At 66.4% G+C, this 20,775-nt stretch carries 18 protein-coding genes; 5 read left to right on the forward strand and 13 right to left on the reverse strand.

Features of this window, described 5'->3' with window-relative positions:
* The first annotated feature begins 1 nt into the window (after nucleotide 1).
* Entirely contained in the window at nucleotides 2-1,210 is a 1,209-nt protein-coding gene (locus tag AAGA11_02605; GenBank protein ID MEM9601731.1) for a VWA domain-containing protein, read from the forward strand.
* Nucleotides 1,211-1,218: 8 nt separating this feature from the next.
* On the opposite strand, the gene AAGA11_02610 is transcribed toward AAGA11_02605, so the two are convergent.
* From AAGA11_02610 to AAGA11_02640, 7 genes are all read right to left on the reverse strand, one after another.
* The gene (locus AAGA11_02610; GenBank protein ID MEM9601732.1) at nucleotides 1,219-2,418 is read right to left on the reverse strand and encodes an MFS transporter; all 1,200 of its coding nucleotides are present in this window, start codon (nucleotides 2,416-2,418) and stop codon (nucleotides 1,219-1,221) included.
* A 42-nt stretch (nucleotides 2,419-2,460) separates the two neighbouring features.
* A complete protein-coding gene (locus AAGA11_02615; GenBank protein MEM9601733.1) occupies nucleotides 2,461-4,023 on the reverse strand; it encodes a response regulator in 1,563 nt (520 codons plus the stop codon).
* Nucleotides 4,024-4,155: 132 nt separating this feature from the next.
* Nucleotides 4,156-6,030 (reverse strand): ABC transporter permease, encoded by a 1,875-nt coding sequence (locus AAGA11_02620; protein MEM9601734.1) that lies wholly within the window; start codon nucleotides 6,028-6,030, stop codon nucleotides 4,156-4,158.
* A gap of 63 nt (nucleotides 6,031-6,093) precedes the next feature.
* Nucleotides 6,094-7,071, reverse strand: coding sequence for an ABC transporter substrate-binding protein (locus tag AAGA11_02625; protein ID MEM9601735.1), 978 nt, complete (start codon nucleotides 7,069-7,071; stop codon nucleotides 6,094-6,096).
* Between the two features lie 189 nt (nucleotides 7,072-7,260).
* Nucleotides 7,261-8,448, reverse strand: coding sequence for an aminotransferase class I/II-fold pyridoxal phosphate-dependent enzyme (locus AAGA11_02630; GenBank protein MEM9601736.1), 1,188 nt, complete (start codon nucleotides 8,446-8,448; stop codon nucleotides 7,261-7,263).
* A 25-nt stretch (nucleotides 8,449-8,473) separates the two neighbouring features.
* Complete coding sequence (locus AAGA11_02635; GenBank protein MEM9601737.1) at nucleotides 8,474-9,106, reverse strand: response regulator; 633 nt, start codon at nucleotides 9,104-9,106, stop codon at nucleotides 8,474-8,476.
* A 9-nt stretch (nucleotides 9,107-9,115) separates the two neighbouring features.
* Nucleotides 9,116-11,107: an ATP-binding protein gene (locus AAGA11_02640; protein ID MEM9601738.1), complete on the reverse strand. Its 1,992-nt coding sequence runs from the start codon at nucleotides 11,105-11,107 to the stop codon at nucleotides 9,116-9,118.
* A gap of 132 nt (nucleotides 11,108-11,239) precedes the next feature.
* Between AAGA11_02640 and AAGA11_02645 the strand changes: the two genes are divergently transcribed.
* Entirely contained in the window at nucleotides 11,240-12,001 is a 762-nt protein-coding gene (locus AAGA11_02645; protein ID MEM9601739.1) for a phosphoribosyltransferase family protein, read from the forward strand.
* 12 nt (nucleotides 12,002-12,013) lie between these two features.
* Here AAGA11_02645 and AAGA11_02650 read toward each other — a convergent pair whose 3' ends face one another.
* From AAGA11_02650 to gshA, 3 genes are all read right to left on the reverse strand, one after another.
* Nucleotides 12,014-13,021, reverse strand: coding sequence for a hypothetical protein (locus tag AAGA11_02650; GenBank protein MEM9601740.1), 1,008 nt, complete (start codon nucleotides 13,019-13,021; stop codon nucleotides 12,014-12,016).
* 147 nt (nucleotides 13,022-13,168) lie between these two features.
* Nucleotides 13,169-14,440, reverse strand: a complete 1,272-nt coding sequence (glp, locus tag AAGA11_02655; GenBank protein MEM9601741.1) for a gephyrin-like molybdotransferase Glp — start codon at nucleotides 14,438-14,440, stop codon at nucleotides 13,169-13,171.
* Complete coding sequence (gene gshA, locus AAGA11_02660) at nucleotides 14,437-15,984, reverse strand: glutamate--cysteine ligase (GenBank protein ID MEM9601742.1); 1,548 nt, start codon at nucleotides 15,982-15,984, stop codon at nucleotides 14,437-14,439. Before gshA ends, glp begins: the two co-directional genes overlap by 4 nt.
* A gap of 115 nt (nucleotides 15,985-16,099) precedes the next feature.
* On the opposite strand from gshA, the gene AAGA11_02665 reads away from it, so the two are divergent.
* Nucleotides 16,100-16,891 (forward strand): alpha/beta fold hydrolase, encoded by a 792-nt coding sequence (locus AAGA11_02665; GenBank protein MEM9601743.1) that lies wholly within the window; start codon nucleotides 16,100-16,102, stop codon nucleotides 16,889-16,891.
* Between the two features lie 17 nt (nucleotides 16,892-16,908).
* On the opposite strand, the gene AAGA11_02670 is transcribed toward AAGA11_02665, so the two are convergent.
* Complete coding sequence (locus AAGA11_02670; protein MEM9601744.1) at nucleotides 16,909-17,697, reverse strand: methyltransferase domain-containing protein; 789 nt, start codon at nucleotides 17,695-17,697, stop codon at nucleotides 16,909-16,911.
* Between the two features lie 12 nt (nucleotides 17,698-17,709).
* Entirely contained in the window at nucleotides 17,710-18,048 is a 339-nt protein-coding gene (locus AAGA11_02675; GenBank protein ID MEM9601745.1) for an FHA domain-containing protein, read from the reverse strand.
* Nucleotides 18,049-18,226: 178 nt separating this feature from the next.
* Here AAGA11_02675 and AAGA11_02680 point away from each other — a divergent pair, with 178 nt between their 5' ends.
* Nucleotides 18,227-18,811 (forward strand): DUF2058 family protein, encoded by a 585-nt coding sequence (locus AAGA11_02680; GenBank protein MEM9601746.1) that lies wholly within the window; start codon nucleotides 18,227-18,229, stop codon nucleotides 18,809-18,811.
* 5 nt (nucleotides 18,812-18,816) lie between these two features.
* Nucleotides 18,817-20,238, forward strand: coding sequence for an exodeoxyribonuclease I (gene sbcB / locus AAGA11_02685; protein MEM9601747.1), 1,422 nt, complete (start codon nucleotides 18,817-18,819; stop codon nucleotides 20,236-20,238).
* Here the strand turns inward: sbcB and AAGA11_02690 are convergent.
* Nucleotides 20,231-20,728 carry a hypothetical protein gene (locus AAGA11_02690; GenBank protein ID MEM9601748.1) on the reverse strand — a complete coding sequence of 166 codons (498 nt, stop codon included), beginning with the start codon at nucleotides 20,726-20,728 and terminating at the stop codon, nucleotides 20,231-20,233. The two genes, sbcB and AAGA11_02690, sit on opposite strands and share 8 nt — an antisense overlap.
* Nucleotides 20,729-20,775 lie beyond the last annotated feature (47 nt).

Below are 20,775 nucleotides of genomic sequence, written 5' to 3' on the forward strand. Positions count from 1 at the left end.
CGTGTTCGTCGACCTCTTCCAGAAGCTCCGCCACGGCGGCATCCCGGTCAGCCTGACCGAGTTGCTGGCCCTGCACGATTGCTTGAAGGCCGGTGTGATCGAGCCCGATATCGACAGCTTCTACGGTGTGGCGCGCCTGTGTCTGGTCAAGGATGAGCGCTTCTACGACCGCTTCGACCACATTTTCGGAGACCACTTCGCCGGGGTCGAGTCGGTGTTCGCCGACCTCATGCAGGCGATCCCGGACGACTGGTTGCGGGCCGGGGCAGAGCGGTTGCTCTCCAAAGAAGAGCTGGCTGCGTTGACCAAGGCCGAGAGCTTCGACGCGCTGATGGACACCTTGCGCGAGCGCCTGGCAGAACAGAACGAGCGGCACCAGGGCGGCAACAAGTGGATCGGCACGGCCGGCACGTCACCGTTCGGCGCCTACGGTGCCAACCCGGAAGGGGTGCGGATGGGGCAACACGCCAGTCGCAACCGCAGCGCCGTCAAGGTGTGGGACAAGCGCGAGTTCAGGAACCTCGACGACACCGTCGAACTCGGCACCCGCAACATCAAGATGGCGTTGCGCCGGCTGCGGAAGTTCGCTCGCCAGGGTGCGGCAGACGAGCTCGACCTCAACGGCACGATCAAGGCCACGGCCGAGCAGGCGGGACTGCTGGACGTCAAGATGATGCCCGAGCGCCGCAACGCGATCAAAGTCCTGCTGTGTCTGGACATCGGTGGGTCGATGGATGCCCACGTGAAGCACTGCGAAACGCTGTTCTCCGCCGCGCGCTCGGAGTTCAAGCACCTCGAGCACTACTACTTTCACAACTACGTGTACGAGGCGTTCTGGCGCGACAACCGCCGCCGTCGTGCTGACACGCAACCCACCCTCGAGCTGATCCGCACCTACGGCCGCGACTACAAGCTGATTTTCGTCGGCGACGCGAGCATGAGCCCGTACGAGATCACCGCGCCCGGTGGCAGTGTGGAGCACTGGAACGAGGAAGCCGGCAGCGTCTGGATGCAACGCCTGTTGAACCAATTTCCACACGCCGTGTGGCTGAATCCCGAACCCGAGGCCTACTGGCAACACATGCCCAGCACCCGATTGATCAACCAGCAGATGCAATCGCGGATGTTTCCGTTGACGCCGCGCGGTATCGAAGAAGCGATGCAAGCACTGCTCTCTCGGCCCGAGACGCCCCACCCCACACCGCAGTGAGTCCGTGCTCAGGTGCGCAGTCGCGCCAACACGCCGGCGGGCAGTCGGATCTCGGTACGCTGATCCGGCTTCGACGGCACCAGTTGCGCCAGCAGCAGTGACATGGCTGCAATCAACGCACCGATCAGGAAGACTACGCTGGCCGAGCCGGCAACCCAGAGAAAACCGAGCGCCGCAGGTAAGCCGACAGCGGCAATGTGGTTGATGGTGAACGCCACGCCCGCAGTGGGCGCGATGTCCGCCGGGTCTGCGATCTTCTGAAAGTAGGTCTTCAGCGCGATGGCGAGCGCAAACAGCGCGTGGTCGATGATGAACAACGCCACGGCGATCGCCGCGTGCTCGACCAACGCGTAGGCAACAAACACCACGATCAGGCCAACGTACTCGACCGTCAGCGCCCGGCGCTCCCCCACCCGGTCGATCCAGGCGCCGAGTCGGGGCGCGATCAGAAAATTGAGTGCTCCGTTTGCCAGGTACATCAGTGCCACCGCCGAGGCGCTGAACTCGAATTTCTCGACCATCAGAAACGCCGCAAAGACAATGAAGATCTGGCGACGCGCACCCGACAGGAAGGTCAGCGCGTAGTACAAGCCGTAACGCTTGCGCAACACCAGCGTGGTGCGTTGCGGCACGGTCGGTTCGAACTGGTCGAATGCCGCACCGCAGTACATCGCCGCGGCGAGGGTTGCAAGGCCGCCGGCGGCCAGCACCCACGCGAGCGACACGCCCCACCAGTGGGTGGCGGCGAAGACCAGGGCGTACGCCACCAGGCCTGACAGCGCGCCGACCGCCATCAACCGACCGAACAGCGCACCGGCCCGGCCGCGGTCGAGCCACTGCATCTGCAGCGATTGGTTGACGGTCTCGTAGTAGTGGAAGCCGACCGACGCGATGACGGTCGTCAGGTACAGACCGAGCACGCTTGGAAAGAGGCCCGTGATGGCCGTGCCAACGCCGAGCAGCGCCAATGACACCAAGGCGAGTCTCTGCTCGCGAATGAACGGCAAGAGCAACACCACCGCAAAAGCCAGAAAGCCTGGCACCTCGCGCAGCGACTGCAGGATACCGATTTCGGCGCCCGAGAAGGCCGCGCGCTCCACCGCAAAGTTGTTGATGACCACCATCCAGGTGCTGAACGCCATCGGCATCGCAGCGGCCATCACACACAACAGCCTGACCTGAGGGGACGCGGTCACGATCCAGCGCATAGCGGAGAGTCACACAGGACAGAGGGGAAATCGGGAACGGCGTCAGTCGACGGCACGCGGATCCGCACGCAAGACCACACCGCTTGCCGCAATATACAGGCGATTGCGGCCGTGCTCACGGGCTTTGCGCGCACCGTCACGGGCCCGGTTGATGAGATCGATGTCCCTTGCATTGGGTCCGCTCGAGGAGACAAGCGCACCGAAGCTGTAGAGGTCGACCTTGCCAAGGCTCTGCCCGATGCCCATGACCGTCAGCATGAGTTGGCGCGCCGCGACAATGCCACTGGCAGCCGTGCGGTGGGCAATCACGATGCTGTAGAGGCCGTGTCCGAGGTACGCGAGCCGGTCCGCCTGGATCACACGCTGCTGCAAACGCTGTGTCAGCACCGACACCAGGCTCGGATTGGCGGCGACACTCGCGGACGCCCCGGACGCCAACGCAAATTCGCACGCCAGCAGCAGCACGCTGAACTGCAGCCCCGCCTCGGCCTGCAGTCCGCCCTCGAGGCCGGCGTCGTGTCGAACGATGGCGGCCCCGCCGTCCGCCAACGGCCGGCAGCTCCAGCCGCCCACGTCCGCGGGTTCGCCAGCGGCCACCGCGTCCGCGAGTGCCTTGCCGGTGCGGCCGGCGAGGTCGGGGTGAACGCCGTCGAGGCGGGTGCCCGACGTCGGCGTCCAGTCGACATCGAGTGCCAGATGGCGCCGCGCCGACGTGCTGAGATCGATCAGCCCGGCGTGCTTGTCGACGTACAACCAGGTCGCGGGCACGGCGTGCACGAGGGCGTTCAATGACGCGATGCGACCCCGCAACCGGGCTTGCTCGGACACCAGGCGACCGATGCCTTCGAGCCGCGCCAGCAGCAGGTCGCCCGGCTCGCTCTTGAACAGGCACGCCACCGCGCCGGCAGACAGGCTTTGCTGGATGATGTGGTCGGCGTAGTTGCTGGTCAGCACGGCACAGGCGAGCCGACCCTCCGACGCGCTGATGAGTTTGCGGATCAGCGTGTCGCCGGTCTGCTCGCCCAGGTAGAAATCAACGACCGCGATGTCGAAGGTCGAGGTGGACACCGCCTCGAGGGCCTCCCGCGCACTGGAGACCACGTCGACGCGGTAGCCCTGCAAGCGCAACAGGTCACCGAAGGCCAGGCGGATGCTTGGCGAATCGTCCACCACCAGCACACTGAGCCCGCCGTCGTTCGCGGCCTGTTCGGCGACAGCGACCGTGTCGCTGCCGAGCAGGCGACGCAAGGCTTCGCCGACGTAGCGTTGCTGGCGCCAGTCCATCAACCGAGCGCGCGCGCGGCCGTCAACCCAGGCGCGCGCGCCCGTGCGTTTGGCCTGGCTCAGCACCATCACAGGCAGGTCGTGGTGATCGGGCAGCTCGAGCAGAGCCATGACGCGTTGCATCGCATCGTTCGGCGCATCCGGCCAACTCAAAACCACACCTTCAAGGGCTGCGCCGTCGTCGTGCAGACGCGATGTCAGCGCGGCCTCGGCGACGTCCGCGCTCTCGGCACCGATCACGGCAAAGCCGGCCGCCTCGAGTGTGTTGTTGAGCACATAGCGTTGCGTCGCGGACGTTTCTATCGTCAGGATCTGCTGCATTGCGGTCGGTCGCCAGCGCTGCAATCACCCGGGCAAGATCGCGGGGTGAGGCGCCAGTCGAAGCATAAAGCATCGGGCGGCCGAACGACAAAAGGCTGACACTCCGAGGCAGCGCGTTGCACGCGCCCGGGCTCAGCCCTGGCCGCGCCAGGGCGTTGCGCGCCGAATAACGGCACGCATCACCACATCAAAGGCGAGCCCCATGAGTCCGAGCAGAATGATCGTGACCCAGATCACTTCGTAGTCCGACTGCTTGCGCGCCACGTTCTCGACAAAGCCCAGCCCGGTCGTGCCGGCCAGCATCTCGGCCGCCACCAAGGTGCCCCAACACACCCCGACGGCGATGCGTACGCCGGTCAGGATATCCGGCAGGGCGTTGGGCAGGATGACCCGCCGGAGGATCTGCCAATGCGATGCGCCGAGCGAGTGGGCCGCGTGCACCTTTGACAACTGTGTCCCGGTCGCACCGGTGCGCGCCGACACCACCATGATCGCAAAGGCCACCATGAACAGCAGGAACACCTTACCGTCATCGTGGATGCCGAACACCGTCAGGATCAGCGGTGCCCACGCCAACGGCGGCACGGGCCGGTAAAGCTCGATCAAGGGGTCGAAGAAGCCCTTGGCCGCGCGCGACAGCCCCATGACCAGCCCGAGCGGCACGCCGAGCACGACACCCATCACCAGGCCGAACAACACCCTGACCAGGGAATCCCAGAGGTGTCCGGTCGGCCATGGCACCGAGACGGCCTCGAACTGCCCGGTCACGATCGCCACCGCACGCCCTTTGGCTGTGGCGGGTACCGAACCGTCTGCCGCGTGGGTTGGCAGTGCACCTGGCACCAGTGCCGCGAGCCCGTCAGGCAACAGCACGCCGACCAGCTCGTTGGCGGGCTTCCACTCCACCCAGAGCAGTGGCAGTCCCTTGTAGCCGATCCGCGGGTCGACCATGCGCAGGAAGGTGGCCAGGGTGTCGGACGGCTTGGGCAACCAGCGGCCGGAGCCCTGCTCGCTGCAGGCGCTGTTGCCCGCGACGATGGTGCCGCCGGGCAACGCCAGGGCGTCAATCCAGCGCAAACTGCCCTCGGCCCGGCTTTTGGCCTGCTCGAGCGTCTGCGCTGCACGGTGGAGCGGTGCGAGCGTGTCCGTGGGGAACACACTGAGGTCGTCAACGCGCCGAAGCACGTTGTTCAGTTGTTTGTACCAGGCGATGTCGGCGGCCACGGTTGCCGACTCGGACGCGCGAGAGAGCGCACCGCGCAAGGCTGACACCTCGGCTTCCCGCGCAGCTGAGGTGTTGCGCAACGCAATGAACTGCGTTGCTGCACTGTCGAGCACCCGGCTGACCGCTGCGAACACGCGACCACGCTCGGTCTCCGGCAGGACCGGAATCTCGGTGGGACCGGCGCCCCAGGCCGGTTGCGCCGCGGCGCGGGCGCGCTCGGCGTCGTCGACAATCACCCGGTAGACCGGGCTGACGAGTGCCGTGGCTGCATTCTCGAGGGTCAATGCGAGCGCTGAGATCTGCTCGCGTGTCGCCGCCGTGACCCGATCAGGGTCAGCCTGCTGAAGCAACAGTGAGCGCACCCGGGCGAGCAAATCTCGCTGTCGTGCCTGCGCTGGCGCGTCCGCCGACGCGCCAAGCTCGGCCAGAGCGTCGAGTTGCCGCTGACTGCGCTGCAGCAGTTGCGTCGACTTGTAGGGTTCACCGCTGAGCGAGAGTGCGCTGGCAAAGGGCCTGAAAGCGTGCTCGACCTTGGCCACCTGACACAGCTCGTTGGCCGCCTGCGGCAGGAACACCCGCGCGGCGTCCCAGGAGAAGGTGAGCCACACCAACAGCAGACTGGACACACCGCACACCACCCAGTGGCCGCCGCCTTCGGTGCGTGCCGGGTTGCCGAAGACGAGCTTGATCGGCGCCTCTCGACGGCCCTGACGGACACTCCACCACAGGAGCACGATCAGGCCGATGAAGACGAGGCCAATGGCAGACTTCTGAAGGTCCATGAGGTCGTTGCGGTCAGCGAATCACCGGCGTCGTGCAGGAACACACTGCGACACGTTGCAGGCTCAACGCAGGTAGTCGGTGTCGATCGTGACGCTGTAGTCATCGAGCGCGGGGTGCTGCTCGGTCGCGAACATCTTTCCCATGAAGCTGAGCATGCTCAACGCGAGCCCGTTGTCACTGAAGTAGTCGTTGAGCTGCTCCTCGACGCTCGGGAACGCAAACCCGGCCATCTGCGTGCGGGTACGCTCGACGGTCATGCCTGCATCGGCGGCGATCACGTCGATCTTGCTGTCGTCCGCCGCGAACGCCGCGTTGGCCTCGTTCGTGACCTCGAGAAAGATGCGCACCAGGTCCGGGTTGTCCTGCAGGAAGGACTCGGTGACCGAGATGATGTCGAAGCTGGTGATGCCGGCCGCGGCTTTCTCCTCGGCCGACAACAGCGGCTGCCCCACTTCGCGCATGGCAGTGAGCGAGTTCTCACCGAAGCCACAGGCCATCACGACGCTGCCGTCCACCAGCGAAACCGCGGCATCCGCCGGGTCCTGGTCGACGATGGTGATCGCGTTGGCGTCGACGCCAAGGGTCTGCAGCGTCATGCGAAAACCGAAATCGGCCATGGTGTTCAGCGGCACCGCCACCGTGCGGCCTTCGAGTTCGTTCGCGTTGCGCTTGCCGATGCCGGCGTCGTCGCGCACGATGCAGTCGTCAGCGGCGCCATAGGCAACCGCAACGCCGACCATCTTGATCGGCGCGTTCGCGTTGACGGCGTTGGCAAACGGCGTGAGACCCTGGCTGTAGGCAATGTCGATGTCACCGGCGAGCATCGCCTCGGTCATGGCCCCGCCGTTGCCGAAGTTGGTCCAGATCACCTCGACGCCCATCGCGTCATCGAACGCGCGTTCGACCTTGGCTATCTGATTCGGTGTGGCCCACTCGAGAAAGTACGCCACATTGACCCGGTCGGTGGCCAGCACCGGGGCCGATGCCATGAGCACACTCAGGGCACCCAGCAGGTGCCGACTCGTTCGATTCGCTTTCACGTTCATCCTCCTGATTGATCGCGGACGCGCTGGTCGTCGGCGCAGGTGCGCCAGGACAACCCGGGCACGATCCACCCAGCGACGCCGGCCGGTCCGTGCCGGGCGTTGCGGGTGGGTGCGATCCCCATCAGGGGCTCGCTGCGGGCCCGTGCGCGGGCCCGACTGTCCGGGCTGGCGTGTCACACCGCGCTAGGGCGACACGCTCTCGACACAGGAGGCAATAATCTCGCCGATCAGACGGCAGTCGTCCTCGGACACGGTCAGCGGGATGCGCAGATCGAAGAGGGTCGACAGCACGCGGCCGGTTTCTGGCAGGGTCTGCGTGGCCATGTACCGCCACGAGCTGTGCTGACTGGTGTACCCGTGCGGCTCCTCGGCACCGAACCACTTGAGCTCGACACCGCGTTCGCGCGCGGCCGCGACCAACGCCTGACACGCGTCGCGGTCGAAGCTCGGCAGCCGAAACTGCAACGAGCTGCCGACAAAATGTTCGGCGTCGGGCCGGGTGCGCAAGCGCAGCGTCGGGTCGCGCTGCAGCACCGCTTCCATCGCACGGTAGCGCCGCGCCCACCGGTCGACCTGGGCGTCGAGCGCGGGCAGCTGCGGTCGCAGGATAGCGGCACGCAGCTCATCGAGGCGTCCGGAGCAGTTGGGCATCTCGTACCGGGCCCCGGCAAAGGCCGTGGCGTCCGGTCCCGCGCCGTGGCGCTCGTACAACATGTACGAGCCGGACAAGACGGTTGCGCGAGCCAGCAAATCCGCATCCCGCGTCACCAGCAGGCCGCCTTCGCCCGAATTGATGTGCTTGTAGGTCTGGGTGCTGAAACACGCAGCAAGCCCGAAGTTGCCGCTGCGCTCGCCGTTCCAGCGGGCCCCCATGGTGTGCGCACAGTCTTCGATCAGGTCGACCCCGTGCGCGTTGATGAGGGCCATCAAGGCGTCCATGTCAACCAGGTGACCGCGCATGTGCGACAGCATCAGCACACGGGCACCGGACGCCTGGATCTTGCGTTCGAGGTCTGCGAGGTCGATCACGGTGTCGCCGTCGCACTCCACCAACACCGGCTCACCGCCTGCGTGCACGATCGCACCGGGGACCGGTGCAAGGGTGTAGGCGTTGGTCAGCACGCGCTGGCCGGCCGTCAGCCCGTAGGCCTTGAGCGCGAGGAACAGCGCGTAGCCACCGGACGTGCACGCCAGGCAATAGGGCGCGCCCTGCCAGGCCGCAAATTCACGCTCGAGCGCCGCTGCCTCGCTCTCGGCGTCACCGGTCTGGTAGCGGTGCAGTCGGCCGTTGCGCAAGAGGGCCACGGCGCGCTCGATTGCCGCGTCGGGCAAGCCCTCTTGCCGGGTCAGGTCTCCATCGAATCGGTGCATGGCGTCTCCGATCGAACGCCGATGCTCACTGGTCCAGGAGGTTGGCGGCCATGAGTTGACGAACGAGTTGCTGCGCATTATCCACGTTGAACTTGTGGAACACACGCGCGCGGTGGATCTCGACGGTGCGCGGGCTCAGCCCGAGCTGCCGTGCGACGACTTTGTTGGCGTGGCCGGCACAGACGCCGTACATCACGTCGCGCTCACGCGCCGTCAGGCTGTCGAGGCTGCGCTGTGCGTCCGCGGTTGCGTGTGCGGTGGCACTGGCCCGCTCGGCCTGCTCGCTCGCCTCGGCGACGACATCGAGCAAGTCGCTGTCGTTGAACGGTTTTTCCAGGAAGCTGAAGGCGCCTTTCTGGATGGCCTTGACGGCCATGGCGATATCACCGTGGCCACTCATGAACACCAGCGGCGTGTGAACGTGCCGCGCGCGCAGCTGCTCGTGCGCCGCGAGCCCGTTGGTGCCGGGCATGCGCACGTCCATCAGCACCACTGCATGGGCGCTGTCACTGCCGTCGTAGCGCGCGAGAAAATCGTCGGCGCTGTCATACTCGCGGGTCGAGTAGCGCTCGGCCTTGAGCAGCAGCGCCAGGGCGTCGCGGATGTCGGCCTCATCATCGACTATGTGCACCGTCACGGACGGCATCGGATCGGTCATGTGTGTCCCCTAACTGGCGATCCGCTGTTGACCACGCTGGTCAGCCACCGGCAACCGCACGCGCGCGCAGCAGCCGCTGCTCACATCGACGAAGTTGAGGTCGCCGTCGTGCGCTTCAACGATAGCACGCGAGATGCTCAATCCGAGGCCGAGACCGTTCGGGCTTTCCGAACGGAAGGGTTCGAACACCGCGTTGCGCGAGCCGGAGGGCAAACCCGGGCCATTGTCGCGCACGTCCATCAGCGCGCTGCCGTCCTGCAGTCGGATCCGCACGGTGATGCGGGGCTCGTAGGTGTCGGCCTGCACCATGGCCTGCATGGCGTTGCGCACCAGGTTGACCAGCACCTGGTGGATCTGCACGCGCGACACGCTGACCAGGATGCGCTGCTTCGGCGCGTCGAGCATCAGCGCCACGCGGCTCTTGCGGGATTCGAAGGCCAGCAGCGAGAACACCTCTTGAACGAGCTTGTCGAGCGCCTGGGTTTCGCGCTCCGCCGGCGACTTGCGCACGAATTCGCGCATGTGCTGAATGATTTCGGCCGCCCGCTGGGCGTTGTGGACCGTGCGGCTGATCGCACCACGTGCTTCGGCGGCGTCCGGGTTGTCCCGCAACAGGCGCTCACTCGCCTGGGCGAAGGTGATCACCGCTGTGAGCGGTTGGTTGAGCTCGTGCGCGAGGCCGCCGGCCATCTGCGCCATGTCGCTCAGGCGGCCGAGGTGCGTGAGGTCGTCCAGGTGCTGACGGGCCTCCTCCTGCGCAACACGCTGCGCACTGATATCGTTGCCGACCACGATGACCGAGACCAGCTCGCCCTGCTCGAGGATCGGCGAGAGCTGCCACTGCACCCAGGTACCGTCGTTTTCGCTTTGCAGCTCCACACGCGAACCGGCGCGCAGTGCACGCCAGACCTGCGCCGGGGTCTCGCCGGCCTGATCACACAGCCAATTGAGTGCCGCCGCTCCGCCGCCCTCCAGGGTGGGCAGCCAGCGGTGCGTGTTGGGCGTGGCAAAAACGGTGTTGCCCGCAGCGTCAAGCTTGCACACACACTCCGACTGGTTCTCGACGATCAGCCGGTAGCGCGTCTCACTTTCACGCAAGCGCATCACGGCGTCGCGCCGCTCGGCGAGCGCCGAGGTCAGCAGCAGTGTGGTGCAGGAGAGCAACCCGAGGTTGCCGTGCAACAGCAGCAGGTTCTCGACAGTCGAACCGCGCGTGAACGGCCCCATACCGGCAGCTGTGGCCCAAAGGGCAAAGGCGGCGTGTACCGCCAGCAGGAGCGCCAGCCAACGCATCGAGACCTTGAACGCGGCCCAGAGCAGGATCGGGTAGGCGACAAACGCGAGCGGCAGTTCCATGGCGAAGCGCTCGGGCAGCAGGTCGTCGAACACCACGGCCGATTGCACCACCACCACAGCGAGGGTGATCCACTCGTACCGGCCCGGCCACGCCGGGGGCTGCCGCAGCCCTTTGGCGAGTGGCACGATCAGCAGTATTGCGATCGCTTCCGTGGCCCAGCACACCCACCAGAACAGGCTCCACTGCGCGGTGGGCATGCCGTCGAGCTGCCACATCAATCCGATCGACAGCCCACCGGAGATCCCCGGGGCGACGAACACCGCGAGCGCGAGAAACCAGAGCACCTCCGAGACCGATCCGAACAGCCGCTTCACGCCGGCGGCACGCATGAGTGCAACGCCGATCATGCCGGTTGCGCAGGCGCCGACCACACGCCCGGCGAGCATCGACGCAGTGTGGTCCATGAGCCACCCGTTGACCAGCGGCCCGGCGAGCACGACCGGTACCGCGAGTCGCCAGGGCAGCCACCACATCGCAAGCAGCGACACGGCGCCGATTGGCCAGAACAGCATTTGCTCGTGGTGCTGGAGTGCGAGTTGATCACCTGCCCAGGCGCAGACCACGGCCAACAGGGCGAGAACGGCCGCAAGCCCGGCCTGACCGGCGGCGCTGGGCGGGGCGGGCTGAGCTTCTGTGATGTTCATGTCATCAGTGTACCGGTGGCGTTCAGCCACGCCATACGCGCGACTACGGCAGAGGGCTTAGACCGGCCCGTTGGCTGGAGTTCTTCAGGGGAACTCCTTATGCTCCCACCCTTGCTGAGCGGAGACCGGGCCTTGAGCGACCTGTACAGGCAGGAAATCCAGCGCCAGAGTGGCGCCATCGACCTCGGTTTCTGGCGCCGACCCGTCGGCGTGTCCGTGCCCGACGACGAGCTCAGCTTTCTGCTCGTGCCCGATGCCGTCGAGGCCGCCGCGTGTTTCGAACTCGCGCGCCAGGTGCACGCCTGGCAACACGCGCACCGAAACGACGACAACCGCATCGACGTCGCCCTCATGGTCACGATGGGCGGGCTGCTGCCTAGCGTCCTGCTCTACGACCACCTGGTGCAAATGCCGGACCCCAACCAGCCAACCTTGGAGTTCGGCACGGTCGGCGTGTCTCTGTATGCCGGTCCAGGCGAACGCCTGGACAAACCGATTGTCGACCACCCCGTCTCGGTACCGGTTCAGGGCCGGACCGTGCTGGTCATCGACGACCTCGGTGACTACGGCGGCACGATGAACTTTCTCTCGCAGCAGCTGCTCGAAACGCACGGCGCGCAACGGGTGCTGTCGCTGATGCTCTACATGAAGCCGGCCGCGCTGGAAAACCTGCAGGCCACGTTCTGGTTTGGCGAGACACCGCAGGACACCTGGATCATCACGCCGCGCGAACAGGTTGAGACACTCAGCAAGCGCGTGCCCGTCTGGCGAGAGCGGGGCGCCAACGAGGCCGAGTGCCGCCGGCGCCTGGTCGAGATCATCGGCTACCCGCCCGCAATCGTCGACTACTACCTGCCGCGCGCCTGGGCCGCTGCCGATCTGCGTCGCATTTGAGTGCCGCGGGACTCAGGGGCGGCTGCAGCTCTCGCCGTCCAGCGCTTCCATGGTGGTCAGGGCGGACACCATCAGCACGCCATCGTAGAAGCTGCCCGTGCCTTCGGCCGCCGGCGGCAGGCGCCGGGCTTGCACGACGGCAAAGACGTCATCGTATTGCATGGTGGCGATTTGTCGGTACTGCGCGTCCAGGTCGGCAAACACACCCGGTTCGGCTTCGACCCAGTACAAGCTCGACCCGCCGCAGGGCCGAAAGAAGGCCTCACCCGGCCCCCAGGAATAACGGCCGGAAAACGCCAGGTCACGCGTGCCTGTCGAGGCCGACGCAATCGGCTTGGCCGGTTCGATTGCAGCCACCTGCGTGCCCTCGAGCAGCGCGTCGGTCTCCGCCATCAACGCCGCCATGTCGGCTGCGTTGGACTCACCCGCGTCCGCAACCTGGGTGGTGCGTGCACCGGCGATGGACGGTTGGGCGTACAGTGACTGGAACGCGGTGCCACCGGACAGCAGCAGCCTTCCCGGGCCAAAACCGTCGACCGTGTCGATGCCCCACTGACTGGGGCTGTTCGGGTACTCGCTGCCGTTGAAGCCGACGCGTGCCATGGTCAACCTGGACCGGCCGGGCAGGCGGACGTAGATGTCACGCCAGCCGTCATTGACCAGGTCACCAAGGGCGATCGGGCCGTTGACGAGCGAGAGTTTGCTGACCAGGCGGACCGCGTCGTCCTCGCCGACGAAGATCATCGCAGTGCAGCTGTCGCCCACGCACCAACTCTCGTCGGTCAGCAGCACCACCACATCGAGATCACCGTCGTTGTTGAGGTCGGTGTAGGCGAAGTGGTGCTCGGTGAAGTCGAGATCGGTGTCCTCGCGCGTCGCGAAATGCGCCATGACCGCGTTGTACAAGCGCGAGCCCGGGCCCTCTACCACTGCGGGATCGCGTTCAGGCGCCGACGAGGGCCCACCGGCGCAACCGCCGAGAATCAGTGCCAACCCCGTCGCAATGAGTCGTGATTTCAAAGATGACACCCGATCCACCGTGGTTGCTCAGAGTATAAGTAAACCGTGCCATGCACAGCGCGACGGTCGTTACCGACTGGTAGCGGCAGCGCGTCCGACAACCTGATGCAAACGCGGCACATGCCGTTGCAAGCGGGTCGGCCAAGCTCAGATCAACCCCTCGAACAACTGTACCTCCACCCAGTCCCCGGGGCTGATTGCAGCTTGTTCAGGCGAGAGGACGATGAAACAGTTTGCCTGAACCATCGAGCTCAATCGACCCGCCCCCTGGCGCCCGGTGCTGTGGACGATCGGCTCGCCGTCCGCCCACGTCATCACGCCGCGCTGGTACTCGACCCGACCCGGTGACTTCTTCAACGCCGACCCGCAGCGCACGGTGACGGTCGGCGACATGAGCTCGCGGCAGCCCATCAACCGTTTGAGCGCAGGCAGCACGAACTGGTAGTAACTGACCAGGGTGGCGACCGGGTTGCCGGGCAAGCCGAAAAAATGCGCGTCGCCAACGCGCCCGCTGGCGAGCGGGCGACCCGGGCGCATGGCGACACGCCAGAAGGTCACGCGCCCGTGCGCTCTCAACGTGGCTGCGACATGGTCGGCGTCGCTCACCGACGCACCGCCCGTCGCGACAACCGCGTCGGCGTCGCTCGCAGCCGTGTGAAACGCGGCTTCGGTGGCGGCGGCATCGTCGACCACGATGCCGAGGTCTCGCACCTCGACACCGAGCGTCTCGAGCGCCGCTCGCAGGCTGTGCCGGTTGCTGTCGTACACCTGGCCGGGCTGCAACGGCTGACCACTCTCGACCGACACGAGCTCGTCACCGGTGGAAAAAAACGCCACACGCACCCGCCGTCGTGCACAAACCGACCGCACGCCCAGCGACGCGAGATAGCCGATTTCGGCTGGCATCAGCCGTGTGCCCGCGGCCAGCGCCACGTCACCGGCCCGGGTGTCCTCACCGGCCGCACGCACGTTGGCGAGCGCGCGCTCGCCATCGAGGACCTCGAGCACGCCGCCGTCCACGCGCACGCGCTCCTGAATGACCACCGTATCGGCCCCGCGCGGCATCACGGCGCCGGTTGCCACCTTGACCGCCTGTCCGGCCTGTACGGTGCCCGAGAACGGCCGTCCCGCCCAGGCTTCGCCAACCAGAGTGAAGCGGCCGATCCCCCCGCGCGGCAGGTCATCGGCGCGCAACGCAAAGCCGTCCATCGCCGAATTGTCGTGGCCGGGCACATCGATCGGTGCGATCACGTCCTCGGCGAGCACGCGCCCCAGCGCATCGGGCAGCGGCACGGCGTCGACACCCGACACCGCCGCCATCCCTGCCAGCATGGCGGCACGCGCCTCCGACACGGGCATGAGATCGGGGATGTCGCCGGGGTCGGCACACGAGGGCTGCGGTGTAAAGGGCTCGGTCACGCGGACGCCATGTAGGCGGCGATGAAATCGTCAAAGCTGCCTTCGGAGGCGGCCTCGGCACGGTCGCGCGCCTCGAGCGACGCCAGCACGTCCTGGTCGAAGGCCGCCTGACGGGCCGCGGTGAGCTGCGTGGCAGCGTGGGTCAGGTGGTGCGCGTCAGACAGACCGCGGGCAAAGTCGAAGAACCCACAGCGCTGTTCGCGCATGCCGATGAGGATTTGCCCCGAAGGCGTCAGATTGGCGTCCCGTACCTTTTCACGTTGGTGGCGCAGCGACGCGGTGTGGGCCGGGCCAAGCAACTCGGCGCACGGTTCGACCGCGTCCAACAGCGCGCCGGCCATGTCACCCAGGCCGCGTAATGCACCGGCGCAATCGCGCAAGTGCAGAGACGGGTCCCGTCCCCGGTTGGCCACGAGGTCGTTGTTGCTGTCGATACGCTCGCGGTCGGCGGGCGTGAACAGCGGGCTCTCGTGCACCAGACAAAACAGCGAAAAGGCCTCGACAAAGCGCAGGGTGTCGATGTCGATACCGGCTGGCGCGAAGGGGTTCACGTCGAGGGTGCGCAATTCGACGTAGGCCACACCGCGGCGGTCCAGCGCGGAACTCGGCTTCTCCAGCCTTTCGGTAATCTGTTTCGGTCGCGTGCCGCTGTAGTACTCGTTCTCGATCTGCAGCATGTTGGCGTTGAGCTGTTGCCAGCGGCCCTCGCGTTGCACGCCCAGCGCCTCGTAGGCCGGCCACGGTGTGGAGATCGCGTCGCGCAGACTGGCGACGTACCCCGCCAAGCTGTTGTAGTCGGCACGCACGGGCGCCTTGTCGCTGTTGCGGTAGCCAAGATCGCTCATCCGCAACGTCGTGCCAAACGGCTGATACACGGTGGTGTTGTCGAAACGCTCGAGCCCGCCGGTCTCGCCACCGAGGAAGCTGGTGCAGATGGCCGGCGACGCACCGAACAGGTAGAGCAACAGCCACCCGTGGCGCTGGACGTTGCGCAGCAGGCCAAGGTAGCGCGCGTCGATTTGCGCCCGCCGATCGCCGTCCTCGCCGGCGAGCAGGCAGTCCCACACGGCATCGGGCCAGGACAGGTTCACGTGGATGCCGGCGATCACCTGCATGGACTTGCCGTAGCGCAAGCCCAGACCCTGTCGGTACACGTGCTTCATCCGGCCCACATTGCTGTCGCCGTACTCGCCGATGCGCACGCTGTCCTCGCCCTGAAGCACACACGGCATGCTCGTCGCCCACAAGCTCTCGCGGTTCAGCTTGCCCACCGTGTAGGCGTGCAGATCAAGCAGAAACGCCAACGCCTCGTCAGCGCTGGCGCAGGGCGGCGTGACAAACTCCAGCATGGCCTCGCCGAAGTCGGTCGTGATGTGCGGGTGCGTGAGCGCGGCGCCGAGTGCGCTCGGGTGGTCGCGCTGCGAAATGGTACCGGCTATGCTGGTGCGCAGGCTCTCCTTTTCGATTCCGGTGAGGCGGCCGTCCATCCAGTCGTCTCGACGTTCCGTGAGCGTGGCGAGGGCGGTATTGTGGTGGTCGAGCACCGAGCAGACTCCTGAGGCGGGCACGCGACGACCGAGGCAGCCGCGAATGCCAAGGGTAGCCACAGCCCGGGGCCCGCGCAACACACCCGCTCACCGCCAGGACGGCGCACCCGCGATGACAGCAACCCCGGTCAAACTGCACGCCAAGGTCGACGGCGATGGCCCGGACATGGTCCTGGCCCACGGTCTGTTCGGCTCGGCAGAGAACCTCGGCGGCATCGCGCGGCGACTGCGCGCGCACTTTCGCGTGCATGCACTCGACATGCGCAACCACGGCCGCTCACCGCACACGGCGACACACACCTACACTGCCCTGTCTGCCGACATCGGCCGCTACCTCGACGATGCAGCGCTGATCGACGCACACCTGGTGGGACACTCGATGGGGGGCAAGGCGGTGATGACCCTGGCGCAGGCCGCCCCCACGCGTGTGCGCACGGTTTCGGTGATCGACATCGCACCGAAACCCTACCCCCGTCACCACGACGCCATTCTCGACGCTCTGCTGTCGTTGCGAGACCACCCTCCGACGACGCGGCAGGACGCCGACCAGCGACTCGCTACCGCGGTGCCTGACGCACATGTGCGGCACTTCCTGCTCAAGAATCTGGTGCGCACCGACGCGGGACCGTTCGCGCTGCGGGTCAACATCGGCACGCTCAGCGCGGACTACGACGCGATCGCTGGTTGGCACACGGTCACCCCGCCCTGCCCGGTGCCGGTGAGTTTCATAGTCGGTGGCGCGTCGGACTACATCCAGGCCGGGGACCGGGCCGCGATCCTCGCACAGTTCCCGAACGCGAGCTCACGGGTCATACCCACGGGCTCGCACTGGGTTCACGCGGAAAAACCGGAGCTGGTGGCCGGCGTGATCGCCCGTTTTGCCCAGAGCGGCACACCGGGCTGAGGTCGGCGCCGAGCGGCTCAGCCGCCGTCGGGGCAGCGCGCCCGAAAAACGAAGCGGTTGACGCAGAAGAAGTAGCTGTCCCGTGCGCCCCGAGCGTCCATTTCCGCTATCAGGCCGTCGGCCTCGTCGGACGACAACGCGCCCCGTTTCACCGCCATGCGTGTGAGATCGCGCACCATCGTCATAGAAAAGCCGTCGTCGTCCCAGCGCGTGTTCACCAACGGCACGGCTTCGACCGCCTCGAACACCAACCCGGCAGCCTGCAAGGCGGGCTGGAGCACCGGGGGCAACTGCGGACTCGGCACGGCCGCATCCCAGGCCGCGAACACCCGGCGCACGCGCTCGACGTCGTCGGTTGCCATGACCACTCCGCGCCAGTCGGTCTCCACAATCGACACCACGCCGCCCGGGCACAACACCCGCTTCACTTCGCTGAGGGCTGTCACGGGCTGTGCGACATACAGCAGCACCTGCGCGAGTGCCACGGCGTCAAAACGGTCATCGTCGAACGGCAGCGCACACACGCTCGCCTCGTGGATATCCAGGTTCGCCCGACCGGCGCAGCGACTGGCAGTCGCCTCGACCATCGCGGCGCTCTGATCGCAGGCCGTCACTCGGCCCGACGGGCCGACCCGATCACACAGCGTCTCCGTGAGCAAGCCGACACCGCACCCGGCGTCGAGCACGCGGTCGCCCGGCTTCAGCGCCAGGTGCGCGAGCATGCGCTCGCGCTGGTGGACAATTTCCGGCGTGAGGTAGCTCTTTTCCAGCGCCGCCACCGCGTTCTTGTCGAAACGAACGGACACCGGCAGTGCTGGTCAGGATTCGACCAGCGAGGGAAAGAGCAGCCGACACTCGTCGGCAAAGAAGCGGAAGCGGTGCCCACCGATTTCGAAGGTGTCGCCGTCGCGCAACGCGCTGCGGCGCACGGTGGTGCTGCCAACGCGGGTGCCGTTGGTGCTGCACAGGTCCTGTATCACGTACTGGCAAGCCCGTGCCGACACGTGAACGGGCTCGATCACCGCGTGCTTGGCACTGACGGTCTTGTCCTCGAGCTGGATAGCGGCCTCGCGGCACCGTCCAATCAACGCGCGCACGCCGTTCAACGTGTACTTGCGCACCGCCATTTCATCCTGCAACAAGACGACTTCAGCCACGATCCACCCTGTCTTACACCCATGCCAGAACCGGTCGCCAGGGTCGGTCTGCTGCGGGGGCAAACACGCCGTGGCGAGACCCTAACCATAGTGCATTGACGCGGCTTTGTTGCCGAAATGCTGTGTTCGGCTCGAGCAACTCTTTATACTCCGGCCCACACCCCGGTGGAACCGAGACATGGCAGAATCCCTGCGCGAGCAGCTTGTCAAGGCGGGCTTGGCAACGCGCGAACGGGCCGATCGACTCGAGCAGCCCAAACGCCACAAATCCAAAAAGCAAGCTCAGTCCAAGGCGAAGCGCCGCGGTGGTAAACGGCCGGATGGTCGAAACGCACAACGCAAACCCGGCACAGGCGGCAAAGCGCGTGGCGCACAGGCCAAAGCACACCCGCGCACCGTCGCCGATGACCCGGCACTGGCCGAAAAGCGCCGGATCAAGTCGGAGATCAAGGCGCTGATCGAAGCGGCCAGTGTCGCCGATTTCGTCGGCGAGCTCAGCTTCAACTTCCTGATCGGCGAGCGCATCCGGCAGATCTTCCTGACCGAGGCTGCACACAAGTCGGTTGTCTCTGGCGAACTGGCCATCACCCGACTCAACCGTGAGACCCACCTGATCCCGCCGGACGTCGCCGAACGCGTCAAAGCCCTCAACCCGAACTGGCTGATCGTGCACAACGGTGAGGCCTCGGGCGATGCGGCACCGCCAGCCGATCCGGACGACCCCTACACCGCTTACACCGTGCCGGACGACCTGCACTGGTAGGGCGCGTGAGCACCCAGTCGCTGTTCTGGTACGACCTCGAGACCACCGGTCGCGATCCGGCCCGCGACCGAATTCTGCAATTTGCCGGGCAGCGCACCGACCTCGAGTTGAACCCGGTCGGCCCACCGGTCAACCTGCTGTGCAAACCCCCGGTCGACGTGCTGCCCGATCCGGAGGCAATCGCGCTGACCGGCCTGTCGGTCACGCAATGCGAGGCCCGAGGCCTCGGCGAGTTCGACTTTGCCAAGTCGGTCCTCGCGGCGTTCGAGCCAGCGGGGACCTGTGTGGTCGGCTACAACAGCGTGCGTTTCGACGACGAGTTCCTGCGCCACCTCTTCTACCGCAACCTCATGGACCCCTATGCGCGGGAATGGCAGGACAAGCGTTCGCGTTGGGATCTGATTGACACGGTGCGCCTCTGTCGGGCACTGCGCCCCGAGGGCATACACTGGCCAACCGACGACAACGGCCGTGCAACGAACCGCCTCGAGTCGCTCAGCACCGCGAATGCCCTGCAGCACACCGCTGCACACGACGCGCTCTCGGATGTCGAGGCCACCCTCGCGGTCGCCCGGCTGTTGCGCGATCGACAACCTCGCCTGTACGACTATGCTTTCACGCACCGTGACAAACACAGCGCGCGTCAGCTGCTCGCACCGCACAACCCGGAGCCGTGCCTGCATATCAGTGGCATGTACGGAGCCGACCAGCACTTTTGCGCCATCGTCGCGCCGATTGCCGAGCACCCCACCAACCCGAACGGCATTCTGGTCGCTGACCTCCGCCACGCTGCGACGCCCTTCCTCAATCTCGATCCGGACGCCCTGCGGGCACGCTGGTTCGCCAACGCGGACACCTTGGGTTCGACGCCGCGGTTTCCGGTCAAGACCGTCCACCTGAACAAGTGCCCGGTGCTGGCGCCGTTGTCGGTCCTGCGCACGTCGGACGCAGCGCGGCTCGGCCTGAACACGGCGGTGGCAGCCAAGCACCTCAGCGGGTGGTTGACCGACACCCTGCGTGACACCGTGCACGGCGTACTCGCCGCCCCGGGTTTCACACCCGCGGACGACCCGGAGTTGCAGTTGTACTCCGGTGGGTTCTTCTCCGGCAAGGACCGCGCGGCGATGCAGCGCACGGTCGACGCCGCCGGGGCCAACGTGCCGCCCGCTCGAGACACCGCCTTCGATGACCCGAGGCTGCCGGTGTTGCTCGAGCGGATGCGTGCGCGCAACTGGCCGGCCACGCTCTCGGCGGCCGAGGCCCAACGATGGCAGGCGTGGGTTGGGCGGGTGCTCGACGAGCCGAGTGTTCGCACGGTCAACCGCGCTCGCTTCGTCGCGCGTGCGCGGCAGTTGAAAACCGAACAGCCCGAGGTGGGCGGATTGATGGACGAGCTGCTGGCGCACTACGCGCCTGTGCTCAACTGAGGCCGATACCGTCGGGTTTGCGCCGCTGATCGAGCTTGTTACCGGCACGCAGCACTTCGACCAACACCGGGCGCAGGGTGTTGGTGATGAAGAAGGACATGATCACCATACCTAACAGGTAGCCGAATTCCATGCTGTTCTCAAACCACACCACCATCGGCACGGCCAGCGCCACACCGCCAAGGCCGTGGGCCAGCGCACTGCGTGCGAGCCGAGCCACGTGGTGCATGTACACCGTTTGCCGGTAGGTGCCGCAGACGCTGTTGCTGGCGAAAAGGATCAACGCGACCATGATCGCGAACCACATTGCCGGCGGGTTTCGCGATTCCCAAACCACGACGATGCCGACGCAACACGCAAGCAACACGGTCAACTCCAGGCCCACCAGTGCTGCACGGCGCCCGACAGACACGTGCACGGCCTCACCGGTCTCACGGAGCGATTTGTTTACCACGGGTTCTGAGATATCGGCCTGGCCGTCGGTGCTCACGGGCGTTTCCAGAAAAATGCGGGGCACCCACGTCAGCGGCCGTCGTG

This window comes from Pseudomonadota bacterium (assembly GCA_039196715.1).
Classification (GTDB): Bacteria; Pseudomonadota; Gammaproteobacteria; order CALCKW01; family CALCKW01; genus CALCKW01.

Coding starts and splice junctions, on each gene's coding strand:
- AAGA11_02610 (MEM9601732.1), bottom strand. CDS start 2,418: ATGCGCTGGATCGTGACCGCGTCCCCTCAGGTCAGGCTGTTGTGTGTG.
- AAGA11_02615 (MEM9601733.1), bottom strand. CDS start 4,023: ATGCAGCAGATCCTGACGATAGAAACGTCCGCGACGCAACGCTATGTG.
- AAGA11_02620 (MEM9601734.1), bottom strand. CDS start 6,030: ATGGACCTTCAGAAGTCTGCCATTGGCCTCGTCTTCATCGGCCTGATC.
- AAGA11_02630 (MEM9601736.1), bottom strand. CDS start 8,448: ATGCACCGATTCGATGGAGACCTGACCCGGCAAGAGGGCTTGCCCGAC.
- AAGA11_02635 (MEM9601737.1), bottom strand. CDS start 9,106: ATGACCGATCCGATGCCGTCCGTGACGGTGCACATAGTCGATGATGAG.
- AAGA11_02640 (MEM9601738.1), bottom strand. CDS start 11,107: ATGAACATCACAGAAGCTCAGCCCGCCCCGCCCAGCGCCGCCGGTCAG.
- AAGA11_02665 (MEM9601743.1), top strand. CDS start 16,100: ATGACAGCAACCCCGGTCAAACTGCACGCCAAGGTCGACGGCGATGGC.
- AAGA11_02680 (MEM9601746.1), top strand. CDS start 18,227: ATGGCAGAATCCCTGCGCGAGCAGCTTGTCAAGGCGGGCTTGGCAACG.